The organism is Ruegeria sp. BI11 (assembly GCF_056538005.1).
Window position 1 is genome coordinate 814,290 of the sequence record NZ_JBQFSM010000001.1, and the last position, 17,148, is coordinate 831,437.

A 17,148-nucleotide genomic window follows, 5' to 3' on the forward strand; every position below is an offset into this window, starting at 1 on the left:
CTCTCCGTTGATTGCTTAGTCGTCTTCCACGCGGGCGCGGAATCTCAGGTCGATCTGGCGGATGGCTCCACCGGTTCCCGCGCGGCGGGCCGAGGCGCGTTCGAACCACAGCCCCACCAATCGCCCGCGATCGAGGGTCAGTGCCGCACCCTCAAGCGCATCGCACACCGCCCCCGCCAGGGTCTTGGCGGCACCGAACCCGGCGGCCTCAGACATCACCGACACTGTGAACCGATGCAAAGCACCAGCGCCTGATCGGTCCGAGGCATCCCGGACCTCTTCCGGGCCCAATGTTACGTAAGTCTGGGGCACCGCCCCTGCAGGTACCGCGTCATAGATTGCGCCGCCTGACAGCGTACTGACCTGCGCATCGCCTGAAAGCTGCTGATAGACCGCCGCCTGCAAGGCCGCTGAAACGCCATAGCTCATGCCGCCACCTCTTCATCTGCGAAACAGATCAGGTACTGGCCGCGCGGGTCGCGTTCAGCGACCGCGCGAATGACAAAACGGCGCGCCCCTTCGGCAAAGCGCCGATCCGGTGACGGGCGCATCAATGACCCCTCAGGCGTGCCCCGCACGACGATGCGATAACTCACGCGCGACACTGGCACCCCGGCCACCTGGCGTTCAGACCCGCTGCGTGCTGTGACTTCGGCCCAAACCGAGCCCAGAGCAGCCCATGTCTCGGTATATCCCCCCGCGCCATCGGCCGTGCGAACCGGTGTCTCCAGCACTAGCTTTCGGTTTAATCGCGGCGTCTTCATTGCGTCACTCCGGCACCAAAACGCACGACACGGTAGCGCTGGATCAGGCTGGTTACACCAAAGGGCATGCAACCAGCGCCCAAAGCAGTTTCGTCGCGGTATTCGTAGTAATGCGCGGCCAGTAACAGAACTGCTTGCCCCAGATCAGCAGGCAGCCCGCCCCAATCGGCCGACATACCTGCGGTAAAAGTGATCTTCACCGACCCGTCCGTCGCAATTTTTGGCAGCGTCGAGCCCACAGGGAGCAGCCTGGGGCGCTGACTATCCTGTTCCAGCCGGTAATCACTCGATGCAATTGGGCTTTGCGCACCCGCCGCACTGGTGACTGTCACCGCATCAACTATCGTCACCGGAGTCACCGGCAACACTTCACCCGCAGCATCACGCCATCCGCTCAGGTTCCAGGAAAATTCACGTTCAATCAGCACCTTGCCGGTGCGCGCCTCAATCGCTGCGATCGCCGCCCGCAGGAACCCCTTCAGCACCTGGTCCTGCACGCTGCTCTCGGCAAAGCCGGTTCCCAGCCGCAGATGCGCCTTGAACTGATCCACCGGCAGCGCCGCATCCGCGATGGCGGTTTCTTCGATCAACATCATCCATTCACTCCGCAATCTCGGCCCCCTCCGGGGGTTGTCACTTCAGGAATTTGGCAGGCACGCGCCGCCCCACGTTGCTCGGACGGAGGGGAGCAGCTAGACAACGCAGAGGATCTCACCCCGGCCCGCACCTGCCGCCCGGGGGGCTGGTTTCCCGCCCCCCGGATCCGCCACCGTTTAGGCGGTGCCGAATTTCACCAGCTTGATCGCGGCAAAGTCGCTCACGTCGCCGCCAACACGCTTGGACGCGTAGAACAGGACATGCGGCTTGGCGCTGAACGGGTCGCGCAGGACGCGCAGATCAGGACGTTCGGCGATGGTGTACCCGGCCTGGAAGTCACCAAAGGCAATCGAGAAGCTGTCGGATGCTGCATCCGGCATGTCCTCGGCGATCAGTACCGGATAGCCCATCAAACGCGCGGGCTCACCAGCCGCCAGACCGTCCGACCACAGGAAGCGACCATCGCTGTCTTTCAGCTTGCGGATAAGGCCAGCAGTTTTCGAGTTCATCACGAAAGTGCCATTGACTCGGTACTGCGCGCCCAGCGCATAGACCACGTCAACAATGGCATCTGCTTCGACACCGCCTTCAATGCCGGTCGGAACGTAGCCGATATTGCCCCAATCCCAGACGTCATTGTCGACCTTGGCGTGATCCAGAATACCCTTCGGCTTGTCGACACCATCACCGCTGATAAAGGCCGACGCCTCGGCGCGGGCAAACTTATCGGCGATACGACCGGCCAGCCAGCCTTCGACGTCAAATGCGCTGTCGTCCAGCAGGCGCTGAGATGCTTTCGGCAACGCGCTCAGCTCGTGCAGAGCGATTGAGATGCGGTCAACCGACGGGGTTGCGGTCTCGGTCGCGGCCGTGGTTTCATCCGCCCAGCCCGCACCGACATCGGTGTGGTCGATCAATACATCGAACGAGTTCGCCTCGACATTCACCACCGACGCAACCGACCGGATCGAAGCAGTGGATTTCAGCACCGATTTGATGATCTCGGCCGTTTGCGGATCAACCAGGTAGCCGCCATCGCTATTGACGGCGCTAGACAGCGACTTGGCCTCCATATCAAGCCCGCGCAGGCCGTCATCGTCGCCCGAACGTACATAAGCGTCAAAGGCCTTTTGGTGCGGTGCACCCTCTTCGATCGAGGCCGCAAGATACGGGCGTGCCGTGATGGTTGATTTACGATCCAGCATGGTCAGTCGCTCTTCTGTCTGTTGCAGTTTAGTATTCATTTCAGCCTTCAGGCCCTTGAATTCATTAACGAAGCTAGCCATCGCCTGCTTCACCTCCTGAACCAGGGGCGCACCCTCTCCGGTCAAGGCCGGGGTTTCGGTCTTGCTCATCAGCACTTCCATTCTTGGGTGGGTTTGAGGCGCGCTAGTGTCGCGCCAGCTCCTGCCGGGCGTCATTGAACACCTCGGCAATACTGCGCAGGGTATCCTCGGCATTCGGGGTCGTCCCCTTTGCCGCCACCCGCGCACTGGGCAGCATCGGGAAAGTCACAAGCGACACTTCCCACAGCTCCAGTTCCGTCAGGACCCGCTGGCCCTTGTCATTCTTCACGGCCCGCTTGGTTCGATAACCAATCGACAGACCGTCCATTGCGCCTGCACGGATCAGCTCGGCGGCTTCACGGCCCTTTTGGGTGCTTTCCAACAGACGCCCCTTGACCCAAAGGCCCTTGACGTCCTCGCGCACCTCATCCCAAACACCGATAGGTTGCGCCGGGTCGTGCTGCCACAGCATCTTGACCCGCTGACCGGCTTTCATCAGCCCGTCCAGCGATGCGCGATAGGCACCTTTCTGCACCACATCACGGCCCTGATCAACCTGACCGAACAGGCTGGCATACCCCTCGATCACCGCATCTTCGGACACAGACAAACCATCGCCAAACCGCGCAAACTTATGCTCTAAATCCATCAACAACTCCTCGTAAGCATCAGAACTCATGGCGTTACCGATAAAAACGATTGAAACGCCTGCGCTAGGATCACTGCGGCCACTCCATAGACTGTCAGCCACAACCGGCGCTCTAGTCGTTCCATCATCTCTTCGATCTGATCCAACCGTTTGCACAAATGCGCGTGCTGAATCTCAGCCACCCTTTCATGCGCAGCCAGACGCAAGCCCGGCGCGCAATCGAACGGCGGATACCCTTCAGCCATCCGCATCCTCCGCCAGCACTGGCAGCCCCAGCAGAGACCGTTTTTCGGCATCCGTTAGGAACTCAGCACGGCTGACGCGTGTCCACTGCGCGTCCCTCTCGGTGGCCAAGGCAGGCACCTGATCCAGATCCGGTTTCAGCATCAGATCCTCACCGGTAAAGCCCGAGAGCCACTCTGACACCGCCGCCGCCACCCGCGTCACCAGGGGCAGAACGGTCAGGCGATAAAACGCCCGGTTAGCCTCCTGATAGTTCGAATAGGTCGCGTCGCCCTGAATCCCCAGCAACATTGGCGGGACTCCAAAGGCCAGCGCGATCTCACGGGCGGCGGCTTCCTTGGTCTTTTGAAACTCCATATCTGACGGCGAGAAACCCATCGGCTTCCAATCCAGTCCCCCTTCCAGAACCATCGGCCGACCAGCATTGCGCGCCCCGCGATAGTTTTGTTCGATCTCGTCGGACAGACGGCGGAACTGATCCTCGGCCATCACCCCATGACCGTCGCCGCCCTTCCACACCAGCGCCCCCGAAGGCCGCGCCGCATTGTCCAGCAGTGATTTCGACCAGCGCGAAGCGCTGTTATGCACATCAATCGCCATGGCCGCCGCCTGCATCGGCGAAAACCCATAGTGGTCGTCCTGCGGGTGAAAGGACTTGATGTGGCAGATGACATCTGCCGCAAAGCGATGTGTCTTGCCGCCGACGCTGTAATCATAAGCCTTGGGCCACCCATCCGCGCCCGGCACAACGCTCATCCGGTCCGAGCGCAAGACGTGCAGTTCAACCGGCAGTCCGTCTTCGGCCTGCACTGCCTCGATATAAGCGTTACCGGAGAGCAGAAGTTGACCGAACACCGCCTCCATCAACTCAGCCCGCCCCTGCGCTGCGTTGGGACGGCGCATGAGGGTAAGCATCGGGTGCGTCTCATACCGCTGATCGCGATTCTGCAGCACTAACGGCAAGGCCGCCGCCGCCTCGGCAATCAGCTTGACCGAGCGGAACCCCACCGGATTCCCCGAAAACCCCGTTCGCGTCAGCGAGACCGCGTCCCGCGGGCTCCACGCCACGCGCCCACCGGTTTGCCAAGCCACCACAGGGCCCGCCGCACTTGCCTTTGCTTCGGGTACTTCCTCAGCCGCTCCACGACGCAAGAAATCGAATACCATCTGTGCTCCTTTCTGCCGCCGCTCAGCTCGGCTTGTTGAAAGGAGTTATGACGGAGAGAAGTTTAAGCCTCGGGAATAAGGCGTACGGGGGTTGGGCAACACAAAGGCGTAGGGAAATGAACCGCTTCACCGCAAAATACTATTGGTCCTGCCATGACCTTCCGGTCACATAATTGTAGGATCCCACAACCAATTGAAAAACAACGTCAAGCTCGTCTGCCGAAGAAGGGGTGAAAATCATCACAAATCCTTCCCATCCCGGCCGTTTTTGCGACCAGGGGTGGGCGACCGCCCAGCCTGCATCTATCGCGAGACGCGCCGTTCTAGGGTCAAGCGATGCGTGGAGTGAGCCATCAGGATGCACATGCGCAAACTCTCGTCCTCCAACAATTACCTCTGGATGCTCCAAAGAAATGTTGTCTGCTAACCAGAATCCCTTTGCTCCGGGCAATGAGACGACAGTTTCGCGAATTTCTACATCAGGAATTTCGTTGACGCGTCTCAGAAGGTCTTCGGTCAACTCTGGGACAGCCTCAACACCAATCTGGACATGAGGAACCCCACGGGTCGTCTCTGGTATTGCTGTCGTCCGTTCTGGTAATTCTGTGGTTTGCGCGGCAACTGGCCCGATGACAGCACAAATCATCGCCGCGACAATGTTACCTCGCAAAGCAACCCGGATGTTCATGACTACACCTCCGCCTCGAAATGGTCGCATCAAGTGAGGTGTAGGGCAATACTTCCAGAGACAGCACGTGATCACGTGTATCGTATTTCCAGCGGACTACTGGGGCCCGCTTTGGTTCTACTACAGTGCCCGCACCCTTGGCCGCCGATACGCCCCCGCAGGCCCCACAACCAACTCATGCAGTGCCCATACCAGTGCGTCGACCCGGTCAGGTGAGCCCTGCCCCTCGAACCCACGCGCGGTCATCTGGCACATCTGTTCCTCCAGCGCGTCCAACCCCGAGACATGCGACACCCGACCCTGTTCGTACAGGGCCGCTACAGGCTCCGCCCGCGCGACCTTGCCGCGCGACGCGCGCACCGCGCGGAACGGGACCAGAGGGTCTACCTGCCGCACGACCTCCTCAACTAACTGCCCACCCTGATTGACCTCAGCCACCAGCCGTTCGGCCCCAAACTCATCCATGGAGTCAATCGCCGCCTGCGCCCAACCTGCCGGGCCAACCCCTTGCACTGTCCGGTCGGCCAGTACATAGGCGCGCCACTGCTCGGGCGGCCCCTGCACATGCGCCCCGACTACCACGATTCCGCAGGCATCGGCACCTGACCCCGCCGTCACCGCCGGGTCCAGCGCCACGACGATGCGGTCCAGATCGGGCACGGCCTCAATGCGCGCCGCATCCAACATCGACCCCGTCCACAGTGCGCCCTCAGCATCCGACAGCAGTACCCCGTCCAATTCCTGCCGCCCCAGCCGTGTGCCTGCATAGCGCGCGCGCACCTCTTCCAGAAACGAGTCTGCCAGATTGGCCCGGTTCGCCTCAGTCGGCGCGTGGGTTTGCACCGTGGACGGAGAGGCCAACAACTCTTTCAAAACCTTCACATTGCGGGGCGTGGTCGTAACACAGACACAGGGGCGTTTCCCCAATCGCAGTGCGAACTGCAACATGTCCCATGTCTCGCCAGCCTTTTTCCATTTGGCCAGCTCGTCCACCCACGCAGCATCGAACTGAGGACCCCGCAGCCCTTCGGGATCACTGGCCGAGAATGCCTGCGCCTCGGCCCCGTTCGGCCAGATCAGCTTGCGCTCGGATGCCTTCCACACCGGTCGGCGATCCGGCGGCGAACATTGCAATATCCCGCTGTCGCCAAAGATCATCACATCACGCACCTGATCAAACGTCTCACCCACCAGAGCCACACGGCCGACCTCGCCCCGATCCAGCGGCTTGGCCCCTTCGACCATCGACCGCACCCACTCGGACCCGGCCCGTGTCTTGCCAGCCCCGCGCCCGCCCATGATCACCCAGGATCGCCAATCACCTTCGGGCGGCAATTGATGCGGCAGCGCCCAGAACTCGAAAAGGAAAGGGAGGGCGCACAGCCCCCCCTCCCCGATCTCACTCAGAAATCTCTCCCGAACCGCAGCATCGGCGGAGGCGAGCCAACCTGCACCCGATTTCAAATCGAGCGCGCTCAAGGTCGAGTGCGTACCCTCCTTGGGCAATTCCGGCTTGTCTGTGATGTTGTTCGACAAAGCTTGTCTCCACTTTCTGACAACTTCGGATCAGCCCCTCTAGCTGCCCAAGTTGCTTGGCTGTTCCAGCCAGGTCTGCATCCTCCCCGGTTCCGATTTGCCTGCGCAGTTCTTCCGCTGCTTGGCGCAAACCGCGAATGGATATCTCAAGCGACTGCAAAAGTTCTACCGTCTGGGACATCCGCTCTTCCGGGGTAATCAAAGTCATGTTTGCCTGTGACCTCATGCGTGAGTTTTTCCGCACGAGAGAAACGAAAAACGGCCACCGGGTTTCCCCGCGGCCGTTGCCCACCTCTTCTAGCATGACATAACGTATACGTGATTAAGTTCGCAAAGTCAATATGTTACGCAACAGCGAACGCAACAGACACCGTACGTGTTGTTAACCTAAATCGACCGATAGCGGCCTCTGACTGGCTGATCGCAACCACCGAGCGAAGATACGAGCACCGGACGTGGCCATTTCGGAAAGCTTGATTGTGTAGTGCCCTAACAGCACGCTTTGATGTCCAGGCAAGGCGCATAACCGCCCCGCTTGCAGGTCATCCTGCACGATGAACTCAGATGACAGCACCATACCCATTCCCGCAACTGCGGCCCTCAAAGCGGTTTGGTCCAGATCGAATTGACCAGCATAGCTCAGCTGCGTTTCAGCTGCGCCAATCTCTTTCAGCCAAGCAAGCCAGTCCCAATTGCTTCGAGTGCACTGCAATGCCGGAATTTGAGTCAAATTTCCAGGGTCAGAAACGCTGGACAGAAGGCCCGGGGACAGATACGGGCGGCAGCGATCTTCTAACAATACGCCTCCATCCTCCATCGCCATGCCGACCGGCAGATAGGAAATGAGGATATCGCTTTGCCGTGACGGTACCGCATTGATCTGATCATAAGTATCGATCCGCACGGCAATGTCAGGCCAGCGACGTTTGAAGTCCGCCAACAATGGCACCAACCACAACGTGGCCAGAGTGGTCGGCACCAATACCGTCAGGTCTCGCCCCTCGTTCAGCGTTGCGTCAATGGCCTTGTTGAGGGTCTGCAATCCCGGTCGCGCATCCCGAAGAAAAGTCTCTCCGGCCTCAGTCAACCAAATGGCATTGTTGCGGCGATCGAACAGCCGCACGCCCATTGCGACCTCAAGACTTTGCACCTGACGACTGACTGCGCCGGCTGTTACCCCCAACTGTTGCGCCGCTAGTTTGAAACTTTGATGTTCAGCAACAACAGCGAATATTCGTACTGCGTTCAGCGATATTCGTTCAGAATTCTGCAATAGAAATCCTCATTCAAAACGAATTTTTCTCGTTTGAAGTAAACACAAAACTTTGCCCAGCGTATTCCAAACACTCTAAGGAACATTCGATTGCAATCCACCCAAAATCACCTCGGAGCCATTCTTTGGGTTCTTCTCAGCACGTTCATATGGACGGTGATATTCGCTGCGGTAAAATTCGCGGATGGAGAGATCGACGTCTTCCAACTTACGCTATTCCGATATCTGGGCGCGCTGTTAACGCTTGGATTTCTACTGCCTTTCCAAGGGCGCGGTCTCAGGCTTCGCAGCACTCAGCCCTGGGTCCATTTCATGCGAGCCTTGTGCGGATGCGGGGCCGCCGTTGCGATCAGTTGGGCGTCGGCCAATATGCCGCTGGTGGACGCAACGGCAATCGGCATGCTGTCAGGTGTCCTTGCCGTTTTGCTTGGGACCTTCGTTTTGAACGAAGCCATTGGCGGCCGCCACAAGGTCGCAATTGCCGTTTCTGTCGCCGGAGCATTGATCGTCATGATATCAAAAGGCGCATTTCAACAAGGGCTTTCGGTCCTACCCAGTGCAATTGCCTTTCTAAGCGCATTGTTGTTCGCCGTCGAAGGTTTGCTGATCACTCTTCTGGGCCGCACCGAACGCGCCTACACCGTTATGTTCTATGTAACCCTTTTTGGGGCGTGCCTGATGCTGCCCCCTTCGATTGTTCGATGGCAGAGCATTGATTTCACCCATTTCAGCCTGACCCTCCTACTGGGCCCGCTTGGGATACTCGGGCAATATTGCACCATTCGCGGCTATCGCTCCGCCCCGCTTTCGGTGGTTGCGCCGGTAGATTACAGCTGGCTCGTCTTCTCAGCCCTGCTAGGATTGGCAATATTTCACGAGGTCCCGGGGTTGGGAACCTGGATCGGATGCGCGGCCATTCTGGGCGGCGGCTGGCTGTTGACGCGGGCGAACGACCATCAATAAACGCTTGACAATTCCCGCTTAACAGCCCATCTGCCCGCAATCACAGCGCTGACGCGTGAGCACTTGGGCCACACAGCCCCCCACAGCGCCCTACACACTTCCCAGTTCCCCTTCACGCAGGGTTCTTGTTGAGACGGCCGGATGCCGCAGGAACCGCCTGCACGTCCCGAGGCCGCGAGAAACCCCTGCTGGCCTCGCAATTTGCGCGGCCTGACGCTCTTGTCCGTGGCCGATATTTCAGTGCGGATTAAAAAGGAATGACACTTGTTCGACTTTGACATGCTGGGCCTTGCCCCGGCCCTGAATGACGCGCTGCAACGCGCCAACTTCACCCAACCCACTCCGATCCAGAACCAGGCGATTCCGCTGGCTTTGAAAGGCCATGACATCCTTGGGCTGGCACAAACCGGCACCGGCAAAACCCTGGCCTTTGGGCTACCGCTGATTGACAACCTGCTGGCCCAGCCGGGTAAACCTGCACCGAAAACGGTTAAGGCTCTGATCCTGGCTCCGACCCGCGAGCTGGTAAACCAGATCGCAGAAAGCCTGCGAAATCTGACCCAGAAAACAAAACTGCGCGTGGGCACCGTAGTCGGCGGCCAGTCGATTGGTAAACAGATCTCATTTCTGTCGCGGGGCACCGATATTCTGGTCGCCACCCCCGGTCGCCTGATCGATCTGATGGAGCGCGGGGCCGTTGATCTCAGCTCAGTGCGCCATCTGGTACTGGATGAAGCCGACCAGATGCTGGACATGGGCTTTATCCACGCCCTGCGCAAAATCGCGCCCGCTCTGGGCACGCCGCGCCAGACCATGTTGTTCTCGGCCACCATGCCGAAGCAGATGGAGGAGCTCAGTCAGTCCTACCTGACCAACCCGCAACGGGTGCAGGTCTCACCTCCGGGTAAGGCGGCAGACAAGATCACCCAGTCTGTCCATTTCATTAGCCGGGCCGAAAAACCCCAAAAGTTACGCGAAATTCTGTCCACTGACATGGAGGCCCTGACGCTGGTCTTCGCTCGTACCAAACACGGTGCTGAAAAGCTGATGAAGGGCCTCGTGGCCGACGGGTTCAACGCAGCCTCGATCCACGGAAACAAAAGTCAGGGCCAACGCGACCGCGCAATCAAGGCTTTCCGCGCCGGAGACATCAATGTGCTTGTCGCCACCGACGTGGCCGCACGTGGCATCGACATTCCCGGCGTTGCTTACGTGATCAACTATGACCTGCCCGAGGTGCCAGACAACTATGTCCACCGCATTGGCCGCACAGCCCGCGCCGGTCGTGAGGGTGAAGCCATAGCTTTTTGCGCGCCGGATGAGCTGGACCAGTTGCGCCAGATTCAAAGGCTGATGAAGATCGAAATTCCGGTCGCCAGCGGCACTATGCCCGAATTTTCTGAACCCAAGAAAACACGCATTCGCGGAGGATTCCAGGGGCGCAAACCGCAAGGGGCAAATTCGACGTCAAAACCTGCATCGTCGAAACGTCGGCGTCCACGCAGACGTCCCGCCGCATAAAAAGAAAGGGCCGCGTTTTTGACGCGGCCCTTTTCTTAGTTGCTCGAGCTGCTTCTCTCGGCTTCAATCTCTCGCCATCTGGCAACGTTGCGGTTGTGCTCATCCAAGGTTTCCGCAAAAGCATGCCCACCCGTGCCATCCGCCACAAAGAACACGAAATTCGTATCCTCCGGGGCCACCGCAGCCTCAAGGCTTGCGAGGCCGGGATTGGCAATTGGTGTCGGAGGCAGACCGTCGATCACGTAAGTGTTCCAAGGGGTTGCCCGGCGCAGTTCACTGCGGCGCAGACCACGGCCCAACACGCCTTGTCCTTTGGTGACTCCATAGATCACAGTCGGGTCCGTCTGCAGCTTCATGCCTCTCTCAAGCCGGTTCACAAAGACGCTGGCCACCTGCCCACGCTCGTGCGGGACACCGGTTTCCTTTTCGATGATCGAGGCCAGGATCAACATCTCTTCGGGGTTCGAGATCGGCAGATCGCTCTGGCGGTTCTCCCAGACCGCATTGATCCGTAGTTGCTGCTTGTTTTGCATTTCCTGCAACATAGCAGCCCGATCGTCGCCCGGAGTCAGCTCATAACTGTCCGGGGCCAGCATACCCTCGGCTGGGATCTCGGCGACTTCACCAGTCAACGCGTCGATCCCTTTCAGCGCTTCAACCACCTGCCACGAGGTCACGCCCTCGGCCACTGAAACGCGATACCGTGTGTCGGCATCCTGACGTTTTTCGGCATATTCAGCCGGGGCTTCTTCTTCGCCAGCTTCAAAACTCGCAATCTCAACGAATTCCAGAGTCGCAGGGTTCAGCTCGCGCACACGGGTCTGAACCCGTGTAACGCCGACGCGGTATTCGATCTCGGATCCACAAGTACTGGCGCCGCTACTGGTGATTTCGTCGATAATCTGCTCCATCGACGCACCTTCGCGAACCAGAAAGCTGCCAGCTTTCAGCTGTTGGGCTTTTTCGGTGTAGTCCGCGCCCAGACGAAAAATCAGAGAGCTGCTGATAGCGCCGTCATCCTCAAGCTGTTGGCTAACGGCGGTCATATTCGAACCGCGTTTAACCTGCAGACACATGGCGGTTTCCAACGGGCCTTCGGACTTGTACTGCGACTGCCCCCAAAGGACCAAACCGCCGATCAGAAACAGGCCGACCACTAGGATGGTCAGCGCGTTTGATGCCAAAGCCCGCCACATTTAGCTGACCTTTCCGAAGATCACGCTGGCATTGGTTCCACCAAACCCGAATGAGTTTGAAAGCGCCACGTTGATCTCACGTTCCCGTTTGGCATTGGGTGCCAGATCAATCGGCGTTTCAACTGCTGGGTTGTCCAGATTGATCGTCGGCGGTGCCACCTGATCGCGGATCGCGAGGATCGAGAAGATCGCCTCAATCGCACCAGCCGCACCCAACAGGTGACCGGTGGCCGACTTGGTCGAGGTCATGGTTGCATTGCCAGCATGGTCGCCCAGCAGACGCTCCACCGCGCCCAGTTCGATCGTATCCGCCATGGTCGAAGTGCCATGCGCGTTGATGTAGTCTAGGTCCTTAGGTTCCAGCCCGGCACTACGCAGCGCGGCTTTCATTGAGCGCTCTGCCCCGTCGCCATCTTCAGACGGCGCGGTGATGTGATAGGCGTCACCGGACATGCCATACCCTAGGACCTCGGCGTAAATCTTGGCCCCGCGCGCCTTGGCGTGTTCGTATTCTTCCAGCACAACGATACCGGCGCCTTCACCCATGACGAACCCATCGCGGTCGATGTCATACGGGCGGCTCGCTTTCTTAGGATCGTCCGCATATTTGGTCGACAGCGCCTTGCACGCATTGAAGCCTGCAATGCCGATCTCGCAGATGCAGCCCTCGCCGCCACCTGCAACCATGACATCCGCGTCACCGGCACGGATGATGCGGCTGGCGTCGCCAATGGCGTGCGCACCGGTTGAACAGGCAGTCACCACCGAATGGTTCGGACCTTTAAAGCCATGACGGATCGACACCTGCCCCGAGGCTAGGTTGATCAGAGCCCCAGGAATAAAAAAGGGCGACACACGGCGCGGGCCTTTGTCACGGATCAGGTTGGCCGTGTTCGCGATGGAACCAAGACCACCGATGCCCGAACCGATAAGAACGCCGGTGCGCAGGCGCGCGTCTTCATCCTCAGGCAACCAATTTGCGTCCTGACAGGCCATATCGGCCGCTGCGATGGAATACAGGATAAAGTCTTCGATCTTGCGCTGTTCTTTCGGCGGCATCCAATCGTCGGGATTGAACGTCCCGTTGGTGCCATCACCACGCGGCACTTCGCAGGCATAGGTCGTCGTGACCCCGCTTGCCTCAGCATCAAACTGCGTGATCGGGCCTGCGCCGGATTCTCCGTCCAGCAGCCGTGACCAGCTTTCCTCGACCCCACTGGCCAACGGCGTGACCAATCCCAGACCGGTTACAACGACTCTGCGCATGAAATGCCTCTTGCCTGCTTCCTATTTGAGAACCGCTCATACCCCGGCCCGGGGTCCGGGGGCAAGAGCCACGGCATAATCCCTTCCGGCATCATCCTGCCAAACCCTAAGGAAAAACCGTCTGACACCGCTTGAAGGGTCCTGAAATGAAAAACCGCCCTCTGCCCAAACAGGCAAAAGGCGGTTTCCGTACTACTTATTTACTACTGGAACTGCGCCACGGGTTCATGCGCGGTTTTGGCCACGTCCAGCGCTTCTTCCAGGCTCAGTGACTTGCGGAATAGCGCACGTCCGACAATCGCACCCGAGATATTGTGGATATAGGCCAAGCGTGAAATGTCGTCCGCCGTACGCACTACGCCGCTGGCGATAACCGGGGTCCGGGATTTCTCGGCAAGACCTGAAATCAGGCCCAGCTGCGCCTCGACATCTTCCATATCGCTGTCGATATCCGTCACCACGATGCCTGCAAACGGAGTATCCGCGAAAGCTTCGATAAAGGCTTCTGGGGTAAAGGCACTCTGACTGCGCCAGCCTTCGGTCATGACAAAACCCTGCCAGACATCCACTGCCAGAACGATCTGATCCGGGTAAAACTTGGCCAGTTCCTTCACCAGGATCGGGTCCCGTGCGGCCAGCGTACCGATGACGACCCGCCCTGCGCCCTTGTCGATCCAGTGTTCGATATGTTCGCGCGCGCGCATCCCACCAGCCAACTGCACCGGCATCTCGGCTGAGCGAATAATTTCTTCGACCAGTTCGGCGTTGGTGTCGCGTCCTTCGATTGCGTCGAAATCTGTCAACTGCATCCATTCGGCCCCGGCAGCCGACCAGCTACGTGCTGTTTCAACCGGGTCCACGTGCCAGATCATGGCGTTGTCCAGACGGCCCTTGTCCAGCGTCACACACCGGCCGTTCTGCAGTTCCATAGTTGGGTAAATCCTCATGAGCCCATTCCTCCGCTCAATCACATGGCAATCCTGTGTAGAATATACATGAGACTCACGTTGGATTTTACCAGTTTCGGCAAACTGAGGACATTTTGCGGCATTGCCGCATTTGGAGGTTACAGACGTTTCGGAGGACCATTTCGGCGTAACAACACAACCTCTGAGCCGTTGTATTCGCTTTCGCGCATCGTCTCATATCCCAGCTTTCCAGCCAGTTTCTGCGAGACCTCATTTGCCGAATTTACCATTGCAACCAAGGGCCCAGGCATTATGCGGTCAAACCAATCATGCGCCGCCTGGGCTGCTTCTATGCCCAAACCCTGACCCTGTGCTTCGGGTACAAGAATCCACCCGGCCTCGGGGTAACTGTCGAAATCGTCGCCCATCGAGCGGTTGCCGTAGAAAAAACCGGCCTGACCGATCATCTGGCGATTCGATTGCTGCAAGACTGCCCATTGCCCAAACCCGGCCATCTGCCAGTGCCCAGCATTGCGCAGAAATGAATCCCATGCCTCACCGCGCGAACGTGGTTTGCCACCGATATGCCGCACGATGCAGGGGTTCCGCCAGATCTCGGCGAACCGGTTGAAATCTTCGGGACGCATGGCGCAAAGCATCAAGCGTGCTGTATTTATCGTCGGGGTGGATCGTATCATGCCCTGCCCGCTCAGAAAATTGCCTCAGTTCCAACAGTGCTTAGCGAATAAGCGTCAAGCAAGGATGAATTTTCGAAGGGCATAAAAAACGGCGCCTCCGTTGCCCGGAAGCGCCGCTTTCAAGGGTTTGAAACGCTTAGGACGCTTCAGAGATGAATTTGACGGCGTCGCCAAAGGTCTGGATGGTTTCGGCTGCATCATCCGGGATTTCGATGCCGAACTCTTCTTCGAAGGCCATGACCAGCTCAACAGTGTCCAGGCTGTCTGCGCCCAGATCGTCGATGAAGGAAGCGTTTTCAGCCACTTTGTCTTCTTCAACACCCAGGTGCTCAACAACGATCTTTTTAACGCGATCTGCGACGTCGCTCATGTCTATTCCTCATTCCGTTTCAGGGCGCATTGCCCGGTTCTGCCCTTGCCCGCTCAGGCTGGCTTTGATTTGCCCGGTCCGGGCGGTTTGGATTCCCGATTGCCGGGAAAGTAGAAGGCCGACCCATCGGTCGACCCCTGCATACATGCGCCGCCTATAGCACAGACAACGCCCGACGCAAACGCTTTCGCGCCTGCGCCAGTTTGCGGTCACAACATGGCCATACCGCCATTCACATGCAAGGTTGTTCCTGTGATATATCCTGCTTCGGGGCTTGCAAGGTACAGAACTGCTGCAGCAATTTCTGATGGTTCGCCCATGCGACCGGCCGGAACCTGACCCAGAATTCCGGACTTTTGATCGTCGGTCAGCTTTTCCGTCATCGCAGTTGTTATAAAGCCCGGGGCCACCGCGTTTGCCGTGATTCCGCGGCTTGCTACTTCACAGGCCAGCGACTTGGTCATACCAACCATACCGGCCTTGGACGCGGCATAGTTGACCTGACCCGGATTGCCCGTCGCACCAACCACCGACGAGATGTTGATGATCCGACCCCAACGCGCCTTCATCATGCCGCGCAACACGCCTTTACACAGTTTGGCAGTGGCGGTCAGGTTGACGTCAATCACGCTTTGCCATTCTTCGTCCGACATCCGCATGAACAGGTTATCCCGAGTGATGCCAGCGTTATTCACCAGAATGTCAACCGACCCCATGGCGTCAGCCGCCTGTTTCGGCAGCGCCGCTACAGATTCCGGATCACTCAGGTTACATGGCAGAACATGCGCGCGTTCACCCAGTTCATCCGCCAAAGCCTGCAGCGGCTCGACCCGCGTACCAGACAGCCCGACAGTAGCGCCCGCGCTATGCAGAGCGCGCGCGATATCGCCCCCAATACCGCCCGAAGCGCCGGTGATCAGCGCATTCTTACCTGTCAAATCAAACATTCGGTTTCCCTCTTGGTGCGTCCGTTGCGACGACTTTTAACTTACGATTCGGCCTGCGTGACCTTTTGAACATCTTCCGGCGTGCTCACAGCCTTGCCCGCGATGGCACGGTCGATCTTACGGACCATACCCGACAGGGCCTTACCTGCGCCAATCTCCCATGTTTCGGTTACGCCTTGCGCCGCCATGTATTGCACGCTTTCACGCCAGCGGACCGAGCCCGTGATCTGCTCGACCAGCAATTGACGGATCAGGTTGGGGTCCGAGACCGCCTCGGCCCGCACATTGGCCACCAACGGTACTGCAGGTGCCTTGATTTCAACCTCTGCCAGCGCCTCGGCCATCACATCGGCGGCAGGCTGCATCAGCGCACAATGGAACGGTGCGCTGACCGGCAACATCACCGCGCGCTTAGCTCCTTTTTCCTTCGCAATTTCGGCAGAGCGTTCGACGGCGGCTTTGGAGCCCGATACCACAACTTGCGTCGGGTCATTGTCATTTGCCGCCTGACAAATCTCTCCCTGCGCAGCTTCTTCGGCCACAGCGCGGACCGCGTCCAAATCCAGACCCAGAATAGCGGCCATTGCGCCTTCGCCGACTGGGACGGCGCTTTGCATGGCCTGACCCCGGGTGCGCAACAAGCGGGCAGTATCGGCTACTGACAACGCCCCGGCCGCGGCCAACGCTGAATATTCGCCCAGCGAATGGCCTGCGACAAACGCGGCGTCTGTCACCGAAATACCTTCGGCATCCAGCGCGCGCATCACCGCCATCGACGTCGCCATCAGCGCGGGTTGCGCATTCTGTGTCAGGGTGAGGTCCGCAATATCGCCTTCCCAGATCAGGTTGCTCAGCTTTTCACCCAACGCCTCGTCGACCTCATCGAATACAGCCTGAGCAGCCGGGTAGGCCTCGGCCAGAGCCTTGCCCATCCCGATGGTTTGGGCACCCTGCCCCGGAAAAACGAATGCGCGTGTCATTGCGACCTCTTGGATGACGTTAGATTGCGGCGGGGTGTAAACCGTGCGAGGGCGCGGCACAAGCATTGCCTGACCTCTGCAATCTGGCACTTTGAC

19 protein-coding genes are annotated in these 17,148 nt (G+C 59.0%); 2 read left to right on the plus strand and 17 right to left on the minus strand.

The annotated features are described in order from the left end of the window. Positions 1-15: 15 nt before the first annotated feature. The 10 genes from ACR0DT_RS04020 to ACR0DT_RS04065 all read right to left on the minus strand — a co-directional run bounded on the left by ACR0DT_RS04020 (position 16) and on the right by ACR0DT_RS04065 (position 8,203). Positions 16-429, minus strand: a complete 414-nt coding sequence (locus ACR0DT_RS04020) for a DUF3168 domain-containing protein (protein ID WP_480709509.1) — start codon at positions 427-429, stop codon at positions 16-18. Then, positions 426-764 carry a phage head closure protein gene (locus ACR0DT_RS04025; protein WP_480709510.1) on the minus strand — a complete coding sequence of 113 codons (339 nt, stop codon included), beginning with the start codon at positions 762-764 and terminating at the stop codon, positions 426-428. Before ACR0DT_RS04025 ends, ACR0DT_RS04020 begins: the two co-directional genes overlap by 4 nt. Then, positions 761-1,360, minus strand: coding sequence for a head-tail connector protein (locus tag ACR0DT_RS04030; RefSeq protein ID WP_480709511.1), 600 nt, complete (start codon positions 1,358-1,360; stop codon positions 761-763). Before ACR0DT_RS04030 ends, ACR0DT_RS04025 begins: the two co-directional genes overlap by 4 nt. A 177-nt stretch (positions 1,361-1,537) precedes the next feature. After that, entirely contained in the window at positions 1,538-2,716 is a 1,179-nt protein-coding gene (locus ACR0DT_RS04035) for a phage major capsid protein (protein WP_480709512.1), read from the minus strand. A 34-nt stretch (positions 2,717-2,750) separates the two neighbouring features. Next, the gene (locus ACR0DT_RS04040; protein WP_480709513.1) at positions 2,751-3,296 is read right to left on the minus strand and encodes an HK97 family phage prohead protease; all 546 of its coding nucleotides are present in this window, start codon (positions 3,294-3,296) and stop codon (positions 2,751-2,753) included. A 26-nt stretch (positions 3,297-3,322) separates the two neighbouring features. After that, a complete protein-coding gene (locus ACR0DT_RS04045) occupies positions 3,323-3,541 on the minus strand; it encodes a GTA head formation protein, RCAP_rcc01685 family (RefSeq protein ID WP_058280601.1) in 219 nt (72 codons plus the stop codon). Then, positions 3,534-4,706, minus strand: a complete 1,173-nt coding sequence (locus ACR0DT_RS04050; protein ID WP_480709514.1) for a phage portal protein — start codon at positions 4,704-4,706, stop codon at positions 3,534-3,536. Before ACR0DT_RS04050 ends, ACR0DT_RS04045 begins: the two co-directional genes overlap by 8 nt. A gap of 139 nt (positions 4,707-4,845) precedes the next feature. Then, positions 4,846-5,394, minus strand: a complete 549-nt coding sequence (locus ACR0DT_RS04055) for a luciferase domain-containing protein (protein ID WP_480709515.1) — start codon at positions 5,392-5,394, stop codon at positions 4,846-4,848. A gap of 120 nt (positions 5,395-5,514) precedes the next feature. Next, positions 5,515-6,858 carry a DNA-packaging protein gene (locus ACR0DT_RS04060; RefSeq protein ID WP_480709657.1) on the minus strand — a complete coding sequence of 448 codons (1,344 nt, stop codon included), beginning with the start codon at positions 6,856-6,858 and terminating at the stop codon, positions 5,515-5,517. Between the two features lie 454 nt (positions 6,859-7,312). Continuing rightward, positions 7,313-8,203: a LysR substrate-binding domain-containing protein gene (locus tag ACR0DT_RS04065; protein ID WP_480709516.1), complete on the minus strand. Its 891-nt coding sequence runs from the start codon at positions 8,201-8,203 to the stop codon at positions 7,313-7,315. Between the two features lie 90 nt (positions 8,204-8,293). Between ACR0DT_RS04065 and ACR0DT_RS04070 the strand changes: the two genes are divergently transcribed. Both ACR0DT_RS04070 and ACR0DT_RS04075 read left to right on the plus strand, forming a co-directional pair. Beyond that, the gene (locus ACR0DT_RS04070; RefSeq protein WP_480709517.1) at positions 8,294-9,166 is read left to right on the plus strand and encodes a DMT family transporter; all 873 of its coding nucleotides are present in this window, start codon (positions 8,294-8,296) and stop codon (positions 9,164-9,166) included. Positions 9,167-9,430: 264 nt separating this feature from the next. After that, a complete protein-coding gene (locus ACR0DT_RS04075; protein ID WP_480709518.1) occupies positions 9,431-10,687 on the plus strand; it encodes a DEAD/DEAH box helicase in 1,257 nt (418 codons plus the stop codon). A 35-nt stretch (positions 10,688-10,722) separates the two neighbouring features. On the opposite strand, the gene mltG is transcribed toward ACR0DT_RS04075, so the two are convergent. The 7 genes from mltG to fabD form a co-directional block, all read right to left on the minus strand. Next, positions 10,723-11,883 carry an endolytic transglycosylase MltG gene (gene mltG, locus ACR0DT_RS04080; protein WP_480709519.1) on the minus strand — a complete coding sequence of 387 codons (1,161 nt, stop codon included), beginning with the start codon at positions 11,881-11,883 and terminating at the stop codon, positions 10,723-10,725. Continuing rightward, positions 11,884-13,149 (minus strand): beta-ketoacyl-ACP synthase II, encoded by a 1,266-nt coding sequence (fabF, locus tag ACR0DT_RS04085; RefSeq protein ID WP_480709520.1) that lies wholly within the window; start codon positions 13,147-13,149, stop codon positions 11,884-11,886. A 203-nt stretch (positions 13,150-13,352) separates the two neighbouring features. After that, entirely contained in the window at positions 13,353-14,096 is a 744-nt protein-coding gene (locus tag ACR0DT_RS04090) for a 1-(5-phosphoribosyl)-5-[(5-phosphoribosylamino)methylideneamino]imidazole-4-carboxamide isomerase (protein WP_480709521.1), read from the minus strand. Between the two features lie 119 nt (positions 14,097-14,215). Continuing rightward, complete coding sequence (locus ACR0DT_RS04095; RefSeq protein ID WP_480709522.1) at positions 14,216-14,755, minus strand: GNAT family N-acetyltransferase; 540 nt, start codon at positions 14,753-14,755, stop codon at positions 14,216-14,218. Positions 14,756-14,891: 136 nt separating this feature from the next. Next, positions 14,892-15,125, minus strand: coding sequence for an acyl carrier protein (locus ACR0DT_RS04100; RefSeq protein WP_008756330.1), 234 nt, complete (start codon positions 15,123-15,125; stop codon positions 14,892-14,894). A gap of 209 nt (positions 15,126-15,334) precedes the next feature. Continuing rightward, complete coding sequence (gene fabG, locus ACR0DT_RS04105) at positions 15,335-16,072, minus strand: 3-oxoacyl-[acyl-carrier-protein] reductase (protein ID WP_480709523.1); 738 nt, start codon at positions 16,070-16,072, stop codon at positions 15,335-15,337. Between the two features lie 41 nt (positions 16,073-16,113). Beyond that, the gene (fabD, locus tag ACR0DT_RS04110) at positions 16,114-17,052 is read right to left on the minus strand and encodes an ACP S-malonyltransferase (protein WP_480709524.1); all 939 of its coding nucleotides are present in this window, start codon (positions 17,050-17,052) and stop codon (positions 16,114-16,116) included. Between the last annotated feature and the right edge of the window lie 96 nt (positions 17,053-17,148).